General features: G+C 71.2%; 8 protein-coding genes and 1 tRNA gene. 7 read left to right on the forward strand and 2 right to left on the reverse strand.

Translation table 11 applies throughout. The features are described from left to right. The coding region (locus VFV89_RS17665) for a DNA topoisomerase (protein ID WP_329707277.1) at positions 1-2,092 on the forward strand (2,092 nt) is incomplete at its 5' end. Further along, positions 2,089-2,379: a DUF1330 domain-containing protein gene (locus VFV89_RS17670; protein WP_329707278.1), complete on the forward strand. Its 291-nt coding sequence runs from the start codon at positions 2,089-2,091 to the stop codon at positions 2,377-2,379. The genes VFV89_RS17665 and VFV89_RS17670, both read left to right, overlap by 4 nt. A gap of 190 nt (positions 2,380-2,569) precedes the next feature. Here VFV89_RS17670 and cax read toward each other — a convergent pair whose 3' ends face one another. After that, positions 2,570-3,670, reverse strand: a complete 1,101-nt coding sequence (gene cax, locus VFV89_RS17675) for a calcium/proton exchanger (protein ID WP_329707279.1) — start codon at positions 3,668-3,670, stop codon at positions 2,570-2,572. Positions 3,671-3,744: 74 nt separating this feature from the next. Here cax and tmk point away from each other — a divergent pair, with 74 nt between their 5' ends. Genes tmk through VFV89_RS17690 form a run of 3 tightly spaced genes read left to right on the forward strand, consistent with a single transcriptional unit; the run spans position 3,745 to position 7,177 of the window. Beyond that, positions 3,745-4,407: a dTMP kinase gene (gene tmk / locus VFV89_RS17680; protein ID WP_329707280.1), complete on the forward strand. Its 663-nt coding sequence runs from the start codon at positions 3,745-3,747 to the stop codon at positions 4,405-4,407. After that, positions 4,404-5,615 carry a DNA polymerase III subunit delta' gene (locus tag VFV89_RS17685; RefSeq protein WP_329707281.1) on the forward strand — a complete coding sequence of 404 codons (1,212 nt, stop codon included), beginning with the start codon at positions 4,404-4,406 and terminating at the stop codon, positions 5,613-5,615. Before tmk ends, VFV89_RS17685 begins: the two co-directional genes overlap by 4 nt. Beyond that, positions 5,615-7,177, forward strand: a complete 1,563-nt coding sequence (locus tag VFV89_RS17690) for an alpha/beta hydrolase (protein WP_329707282.1) — start codon at positions 5,615-5,617, stop codon at positions 7,175-7,177. Before VFV89_RS17685 ends, VFV89_RS17690 begins: the two co-directional genes overlap by 1 nt. Positions 7,178-7,208: 31 nt before the next feature. Here the strand turns inward: VFV89_RS17690 and VFV89_RS17695 are convergent, their stop codons facing one another. Then, entirely contained in the window at positions 7,209-8,135 is a 927-nt protein-coding gene (locus VFV89_RS17695; RefSeq protein WP_329707283.1) for a LysR family transcriptional regulator, read from the reverse strand. A 118-nt stretch (positions 8,136-8,253) separates the two neighbouring features. Between VFV89_RS17695 and VFV89_RS17700 the strand changes: the two genes are divergently transcribed. Both VFV89_RS17700 and VFV89_RS17705 read left to right on the forward strand, forming a co-directional pair. Then, positions 8,254-8,430, forward strand: a complete 177-nt coding sequence (locus VFV89_RS17700) for a hypothetical protein (protein ID WP_329707284.1) — start codon at positions 8,254-8,256, stop codon at positions 8,428-8,430. 110 nt (positions 8,431-8,540) lie between these two features. Continuing rightward, positions 8,541-8,616: transfer RNA gene (locus tag VFV89_RS17705), tRNA-Thr, on the forward strand. Positions 8,617-9,374: the final 758 nt, after the last annotated feature.

Below are 9,374 nucleotides of genomic sequence, written 5' to 3' on the forward strand. Positions count from 1 at the left end.
CGTCGCGTCCTACTGGGACCTCGAGGGCACCTTCGACGCCGGCGCCGACAAGGAACCGCGGATGTTCCCGGGGCGGCTGCACTCCATCGATGACGTCCGGGTCGCGGGCGGCTCCGACTTCGGCGACGACGGCCAGCTCAAGGAGAAGAAGGGCGGGCGGGTCCACCTCGACCGCGCCGCGGCCGAGGGGCTCGTGCAGGCGCTCGCCGACACCCGCTTCGAGGTGCGCTCGGTCGAGGCCAAGCCCTACCGCCGCCAGCCCTACGCGCCGTTCCGCACCACCACGCTCCAGCAGGAGGCCAGCCGCAAGCTCGGCATGTCCGCGTCGGTGACCATGTCGGTCGCGCAGCGGCTCTACGAGAACGGCTTCATCACCTACATGCGCACCGACTCGACCACGCTGTCGAGTGCGGCGGTCAACGCCGCACGGTCGCAGGTGCGCGAGCTGTACGGCGAGGACTACCTCCCCGACCGGCCGCGGGAGTACGCCAGCAAGGTCAAGAACGCCCAGGAGGCGCACGAGGCGATCCGGCCCGCGGGAGACACCTTCCGCACGCCCGCACAGACCGGGCTGACCGGCGAGCAGTTCCGCCTCTACGAGCTGATCTGGATGCGCACCGTCGCCTCGCAGATGAAGGACGCCGTCGGGCAGTCGGTCTCGGTCCGGCTGGGCGGCGCGGCGTCCGACGGCCGCGACGTGGTCTTCTCGGCGTCCGGGCGGGTGATCACCTTCCACGGCTTCCTCAAGGCCTACGTCGAGGGCACCGAGGGCGGCAAGCGCTCCGACGACGACCAGGTGCCGCTGCCCGACCTGCGCGAGGGCGACCCGGTCTCCGCGGCGGCGCTCAACGCGCTCGGCCACGAGACCAAGCCGCCGGCGCGCTACACCGAGGCCACGCTGATCAAGGAGCTCGAGGACCGCGAGATCGGGCGGCCGTCGACCTACGCCTCGATCATCGGGACCATCCTCAACCGTGGCTACGTCTACAAGAAGGGCACCGCGCTGGTGCCGGCGTGGCTGGCTTTCTCCGTGATCCGGCTGATGGAGGAGCACTTCCCGCGGCAGATCTCCTATGAGTTCACCGCCGGCATGGAGGACGTGCTCGACGAGATCGCCGCCGGCCACAAGGACCGCGTCAGCGAGCTCCACGAGTTCTACTTCGGCTCCGACCGGGTGCAGGGGCTGCACGACCTGATCAGCAACCTCGGCGAGATCGACGCCCGCGAGCTGGCGACGTTCCCCATCGGCGGCCCCGACTCGGGGATCAACCTGCGGGTGGGTCGCTACGGCCCCTACCTCGAGGGCCCGGGCGACGACGGCACGCCGGCGGGCAAGCGGGCCAACGTCCCCGACGACCTCCCGCCCGACGAGCTCACGCTCGAGAAGGCCAAGGAGCTGTTCGCCAACCCGGCCGGCGAGGAGATCCAGCTCGGCGTGCACCCCGAGACCGGGCTGGAGGTCGTGGCCAAGAACGGTCGCTACGGCCCCTATGTCACCGAGGTGCTCCCGGAGGATGCCCCCAAGAGCGCCAAGCCGCGCACCGGCTCGCTGTTCAAGTCGATGTCCCTCGACACGATCACCCTCGACGACGCGGTCAAGCTGCTGTCGCTGCCGAGGGTGGTCGGCGAGGACCCGGAGTCGGGCGAGGAGATCACCGCCCAGAACGGCCGCTACGGCCCCTACCTCAAGAAGGGCAGCGACTCCCGCTCGCTGACCTCCGAGGAGCAGCTGCTCACGATCACCCTCGACGAGGCGTTGCGGATCTACGCTCAGCCCAAGCAGCGCGGCCGGGCGGCGGCCGCCCCGCCGCTGAAGGAGCTCGGCAACGACCCGGTCTCCGGTCAGCCGGTCGTGGTGAAGTCCGGGCGGTTCGGCGAGTACGTCACCGACGGCGAGTACAACGCGACCCTGCGCAAGGACGACACCGTCGAGGCGATCACCCTCGAGCGAGCGGCCGAGCTGCTGGCCGAGCGGCGCGAGCGCGGGCCGGCCAAGAAGGCGGCCAAGAAGGGCGCGAAGAAGGCGACCAAGAAGTCCTCGGCCAAGAAGACGGCCAGGAAGACCACGACGAAGACGGCGAAGAAGACGTGACCGCCTACTGGGTCTCGGAGTACCGCGAGATCAAGGACGAGGCCCGGATGGCGGCCTACTCCAAGCTGGGTCGGCCGGCCCTCGAGGCGGCCGGCGGCCGCTTCCTCGCCCGCGGTCTGCCTGAGCACCTCTACGAGGCCGGCCAGAGCACGCTGACCGTGCTCATCGAGTTCGAGTCCGTCGAGGCTGCCCTCGCTGCCCATGACACCCCGGCCTACCAGGACGCCTTGGCCGCGCTGGGCGACGGTGCAGTGCGCGACATCCGGATCGTGCCCGCGCTCGGCTGACCGCCGTTGGTCGAGCCCGTCGAGACCACCGCAGGGGACGGCACTGCTCGACCACCGCCTCGGGTCCGGTTCAGCTCCAGCGCGGGCTGCGGTCGTCTCGCTCGTTGTCACGCCTTCGCAAGCTCAGGCGTGACGCTCGCTCGACGGGGACAGCCTCGCCCGCGAGCTCGTTCCTCGCTCGCAGCTGGCCTCACCCCCACCAGAAGCTCGTGGCGATGATCCCGTAGAGCGCGACCAGGGAGGCGCCCTCGAGCCAGGTGGACTCACCGTCGAAGGCGATGAAGCCCGCCAGGATGATCGCCAGCAGCAGCGAGACGACCAGCATCGGGCTGAGCACCAGCGTGAGCGAGGCGAGCCCGAAGATCTGCGAGACGAGCACCAGGACCGGCGCGAGCACGAGGGCGATCTGGATCGGGCTGTTCAGCACGATCGAGAAGGCGTACTCCGACTTGCCGTCCGCGGCGAGCTGCACGCCGACGACGTTCTCGACCGCGTTGCCGGCAATCGCCACGATCACGAGGCCTGCGAAGGCCTCGGAGATCCCGAGCGACTCCATCGAAGGCTCCAGTGCGGTGACGAACCAGTCGGAGACGAACGCCGCCAGCGCGCCCGAGACCGCGAGCATCCCGATGGCCAGCCACAGCGGCCAGCGCGGTGGCTCGTGGCCCGGTCCTTCGTCGTCCCCTGCGGACTCGCTCGCCGTCCGGCGCAGCGAGAACGGCAGGGAGAGCGCGAACAGCCCCAGCAGCACGACCGACACGATCACCGAGAACGCCGTCTCGTGCTCCGAGGCCGGCGCGTGCACGAAGTGCGCCAGCGACGGGATCACCCACGCCGTCACCGACAGGAGCATCAGCACGACGATCGTCCGGGCCCGCTCCGAGCCGAGCTGCTGGGTGCCGTGGCGGAGCCCGCCGACGAGGAACGCGAGCCCCAGGACCAGCAGCAGGTTGGCCAGGATCGACCCGACCAGCGCCGCGCGGACCACGTCCACGAGGCCGGCCTTCAGCGAGAAGATGCAGATGAACAGCTCGGGGAGGTTGCCCAGCGCCGACTGCAGGACGCCGGTCGCGCCGGCCCCGAACCGGTCGCCGAGCTGCTCGACCGACCGCCCGACCAGCGAGGCCAGCAGGCAGATCGCCGCCGCCGAGACGAGGAAGGCGAGCACGGAGTTCCACCCGCCGTAGTGCGCGACCCCGGCGAGCAGGCACAGCGCCCCGCCCGCGCTGACCACGATCCGGTCCGAGCGGGTGAACACCTCGGTGGGCGCCTGCGGGGCCGAGACCGACATGCGCGGCACGCTATCGGGCGACCGGGACGCGGCGTCCGGTTGGTCGTGTCCCCGCCGCCGCGTAGGTTCGCCCCGTGACAGCGCCGACGACCTACCCCGCCACCTACGCGGAGTCCGGCGTCTTCGTCTGCTTCGAGGGCGGTGAGGGGTCGGGCAAGTCGACCCAGGCGCGGCTGCTCGCCGACCGGCTCCGCGCCGAGGGCTACGCCGTGCTGCTCACCTTCGAGCCGGGCGACACCGCGGTCGGCAAGGAGCTGCGCCGGATCGTGCTCAGCCCCGAGACCGGCGAGCTGTCGCACCGGACCGAGGCGCTGCTCTACGCCGCCGACAAGGCCGAGCACGTCGACACGGTCGTCCAGCCGGCCCTTGACCGCGGCGAGGTGGTCGTGACAGACCGCTACGTCGACACGACGCTGGCCTACCAGGGGGCCGGCCGCGAGCTGCGGATCGAGGAGGTCGAGGCGGTCGCCCGCTGGGCGACGCACGGGCTGCGCCCCCACCTGACCGTCGTCCTCGACGTCGATCCGCGCGACGGGCTGGGCCGCTTCGAGGGACGCGACCGGATCGAGGCTGAGTCGCTGGAGTTCCACGACCGCGCCCGGCAGTCCTTCCTCGACCTCGCTGCCGCCGACCCCGACCACTACCTCGTGCTCGACGCGCACAGCGCGCCCGACGACCTCGCGTCGGCCGCCCTCGAGCGGGTCCGGCCACTCCTCGGACAGGCCAAGCGACCATGACGGCCCTTCGAGACGCCTCGTCCTCCTCAGGACAAGTCTGGGACGACCTCGTCGGCCAGCACCGGGTGGTCGAGGCGCTGCGGGCCGCGGCCACCGGCCACGGGATGAACCACGCGTGGCTCTTCACCGGACCGCCCGGCTCGGGCCGCTCCAACGCGGCGGTCGCGTTCGCCGCGGCGCTGCAGTGCGAGCGCGGCTCGGAGCCAGGTGCCGGGCCGGGATGCGGGGAGTGCCACGAGTGCCACACGGTGCTCGCCGGGTCGCACGCCGACGTGACCATGGTCCGCACCGAGAAGCTCTCCATCGGCGTCGACGAGGTGCGCGAGCTGGTCCGCCGTGCGGCCCTGGCCCCGGTCGGCCGGCGCTGGCAGGTGCTGATCGTCGAGGACGCCGACCGGCTCACCGACCAGGCCTGCAACGCCCTGCTCAAGGCGATCGAGGAGCCCACCGCCCGCACGGTGTGGATGCTCTGCGCCCCCACCGTCGAGGACGTCCTGCCCACGATCCGCTCGCGGTGCCGGCTGGTCACCCTCACCACCCCGACCACCGAGGACGTCGCGGCGTTCCTGGTCCGCCGCGACGGCGTGGCCGAGTCGCTGGCGTCCTACGCAGCCCGCGCCAGCCAGGGCCACATCGGCCGCGCCCGGGCGCTGGCGCGCGACGAGAGCACCCGCAACCGGCGCCGCGAGGTCGTCTCCTACCCGGCCAAGCTGACCACGCTCGGCGCCTGCATGACCGCGGCCGCCAACCTCGCCGAGGTGACCAAGGAGGAGGCCGATCTCGTCACCGGAGAGCTCGACGCCCGGGAGAGGGCCGACCTCGACACGTCGTACGGCGTGGAGGCGCGCGGTCGGCGGCCGCGGGAGTACGGCCCCGCGCTGGCCGCCCTCGAGCGCGACCAGAAGCGCCGCGCCACGCGCCGCCATCGCGACGTGGTCGACCGGGGGCTGATGGACCTGGTCTCGGTCTACCGCGACGCCATCGCGCTCGCCACCGGCGCACCCGGGCCACTGGTCAACGAGGAGATCCGGCAGGACGTCGAGCAGGTCGCTCGCACGTCCACCCCGGAGCTGAACCTGCAGCGGATTGCGGCGATCTTCGCCGCACGCGAGCAGATGCTGGAGTTCAATGTCCCGGTGGCCCTGGCGCTGGAGTCGATGATGGTCGCGCTCAAGGTCCCGGACCGTGTGCGCGGCGGTGCCCACTAGTGCGGGCCACCCGAGTGGTCGCCGGCCTCGTGGTCGTCGCCATGGTCGCGGTCGCCGCCTATCTCGTCCTGGGCCGGCCCGACGACCCGTCGGCCAGCGGCAACGACGACAGACCCACGCTCGCGCCGACCCCGACGCCGCAGCCCGGCTCGAGCGAGCCGCCCGACGCCGGCCTCACGAAGTTCTACGGCCAGACCCTTGACTGGAAGATCTGCCCCTCGGGCAAGAACGAGTGCGCGACCCTGACCGTGCCCCTGGACTACAAGCACCCCGACGGCGAGACGATCACCCTCGCCATGCTCAAGGTCCCCGCGAAGGACCAGGACGCACGGATCGGCTCGATGGTCGTCGATCCCGGCGGTCCCGGCGCCTCGGCCATCGAGTACGCGCGAGGTGGTGCCTGGGACGAGACGCTGTCCGACCACTACGACATCGTCGGCATGGACCCGCGCGGGGTCGGGGAGTCCGACGCGATCGACTGCCTCTCCGACCGCGACATGGACGCCTACCTGGCCGGCGACCCCGACCCGGACACCCCCGACGAGGTGGCGGAGTTCGAGGCGAGCGCCCAGGAGTTCGCCACCGGCTGCCAGACCGGCGCCGGCGACCTCGCCGCGCACGTCTCCACCGTGGAGGCCGCCCGCGACATGGACGTCCTGCGCGCGGCGCTCGGCGAGAGCAGGCTGACCTACTTCGGGGCGTCCTACGGCACCGAGCTGGGCGCGACGTACGCCGAGTACTTCCCCGACAAGGTCGGCCGGCTGGTGCTCGACGGGGCGGTGGATCCGACCCTGGACATGGAGCAGGTCACCAAGGCCCAGGCACAGGGTTTCGAGACCGCTCTGCGCTCCTACGTCCAGCACTGTCTCGACGAGGGCGACTGCTTCCTCGGCGACTCCATGGACGACGCGCTGGCGCGGATCAAGCAGCTGCTGAGCGACGTCGACCAACAGCCCCTGCCCACCCGCCTCGGGGACCGCGAGCTGACCGAGGGGCTGGCCTACTACGGCATCGGGGCCGCGCTCTACAGCCAGGCGGCGTGGATGTACCTCGACAGGGGGCTCGAGGACGCGTTCGACGGAGACGGGTCGATCCTGGTTCTGCTGGCCGACAGCTATGCCGGGCGCAACCCGGACGGCAGCTACCACGGCAACGTGCTCGAGGCCTTCCCGACGATCAGCTGCCTCGACCACCCGTCGAACACGCCGGTCGACCAGGTCGAGTCGCACGTCCCTGAGCTCGAGAAGCTCTCGCCGACGTTCGGGCGGACCTTCGCGTGGGCGATGACGATGTGCAACGACTTCACCACGAAGGCCGCCGAGGTGCGCCGGCCGCTGCACGGCGAGGGAGCGGCGCCGATCGTGGTCATCGGTACGACCCGCGATCCGGCGACCCCCTACGCCGAGGCCGTGGCGCTGGCCCAGCAGCTCGAGTCGGCGGTGCTCGTCACCCGCGACGGTGACGGCCACACCGCCTACGCGTCCGGCAACAAGTGCATCGACGACGCGGTCGACGCCTACCTGGTGGACGGTACCGTGCCGCAGGACGGGCTGCAGTGCTGACCCGGCAGCTTGACCCTGCAGCCTTGACCCGTCACTTGGGCCGGATCGGCTGGGCGATCGCCTGGATCCGCTTGGTGGCGAGCTCGATCATCAGCTGAGCCGCCGGGGAGAGGGTGGCCCCCCGGCGGTGCACGATCGCGAAGTTGTCGTAGAGCCGGGGCCGGAAGCTGACCCAGTCCGCGTTCGGCGCCAGCCGCGGCAGCAGCTGCTCGGCCGCGCCGCGCGGGATGACGGAGTCGGCGAGGCCGAGGCCGACCAGCTCCACCGCGATCTCGACGTCCTCGACCTCGATCCGGGTCGGCGGGTTCTGGCCGGTCTCGTGCAACAGCTGGCGCAGCATCATGCGGGTCGAGTCGGTCGCGCGCCACGTGGTCTCCGGCATCACCAGGCTGGCCTCGGACAGCCTCTTGGCGGTGACGGGGCTGGAGAGCCGGTCGGGGTCGGTGCTGATGTAGACGACCTCGTCCCGGGCGACCGGCGTGACCTCCATGCCCTCGCTCTCGATCGAGCTCACCGCGATCATGGCCGCCTCGAGACGTCCGCGACGCAGCTCCTCGGCCACCTCGCTGGAGTTCTGGCCGATCAGCTCGACCCGGACGCCGGGGTGCCGGGCCAGCACGTCGGCGACGAGCCCGGCGCCGGCGTACAGCCGGGCGGTCCCGAACATCCCGAACCGGATGGTCCCGGTCTCGAACCTGGCCGCCGCCCGCGCCGCCCTCCGCGTGTCCTCGGCCGCGGCCAGGGTCCGCTCTGCGTGCGGGCGCAGCGTCTCGGCGATCGTGGTCGGGACCACGCCGCGCCCGACCCGCCGGAACAGCTGGACGCCGAGCGACTTCTCCAGGGCCCGCACCTGCTCGGAGACCGAGGGCTGTGCATAGCCGAGCTCCTCAGCGGCCCTGGTCAGTGACCCGTGCTCGTAGACGCTGAGGAAGCAGGTGAGCTGGTGCAGCGAAAGCATAGGACTCTCCTTGAGGAACCACTGGAAAGTCAGGCTACCCCTATGGCTACCGGCCGGTCACACTTGTGGTGTACGGCGGCTCCCCACCCCCGGCGAGAGACCTGAAGGAGGCTCCTCCATGTTCGACCACCACTGCACCGCGTGCGGCAAGCGCCAGCTGATCTTCCCGAGCCAGGTCACCTCGCTGGTGAACACCGACCACGGCATCATCGTGGCCTTCGAGTGCTGGTGCGGCGCCGAGCAGACCATGCTCACCGGCCGCTCCGCCGACCACCGCGAGCCCGTCGCCGCCTGAGTGGACTCGGCGACCTGAAGGCGCTCCCTGCCACCACGGCAGGGGGCGCCTTTGCGTTTTGGCGCCGCGCTGCACCGATCCGTAGACTTCCGCAGGTTGCCCTCGGGCACGCCGCCTTAGCTCAGTCGGTAGAGCGGCTCACTCGTAATGAGCAGGTCGTCGGTTCGATTCCGACAGGCGGCTCCACTCCCACTACCTGACCTGCGCAAACGCGGTCAGCGCTAGCAACGGCCTCCGACTGGCTGGGCCGAAGTCCCGGGAAACTCCCAGGAAAACTACTTCCGTGGCCCACCGCACGATGGCTACTGGGGTCGATGTAGATCCGCTGCGTCGACTGCCGCTCCCGCCCCGATCGAGTGCCATGGCGCAGGCTGTCAGGATCTGCAGCCGATTCCTGGTCCAGTACCTCCAGCCGGGGCCGGACATCGTCCCCTGCGTGCAACGCGCTGACGTGACCCGGGGCTGCACGGGGGCGCGAAATTCTCCGAACGGCGCTGGACGAAGTGGGCCGGCCGCTGATCCGCCCGAAGAGGAGCGGGCCCAAGTCGCCGTTCCCCGTGTACGGGTCCCGGCCATCTCGGACCCATGCCAGTGCAGCGCACCTCCGCCCCGCTGAGTGCGCGAATCCCTGCCGTCGCGACGTCGCCCTAGATCACACGACATCCGGTCGCGGCACACGCAGTGACGATCGGTCCGTCCGAGACGGACGTCGTGCAGGTCCGGTGGGTCAGGCGCTTCCCTCCATGGACTGGAACTCGGCTGCGTTCTCGACGCGGGTGAAGACCTGGTTGGCGATGGGGGTGCGCATCTCCTAGGCGAGCTGGCCGAGCAGGCCGGCGCAGCGTGCGAGGAGGACAACGCCGCGGAGCATGTCCTGTGGGATAGCGAGGTCGGCGAGGACGGCACCTCACGCGCCTGCTCCGTTGAGTGGCAGGTTCTTGCCG

This window comes from Nocardioides sp. (assembly GCF_036274455.1).
Taxonomy (GTDB): domain Bacteria; phylum Actinomycetota; class Actinomycetes; order Propionibacteriales; family Nocardioidaceae; genus Nocardioides.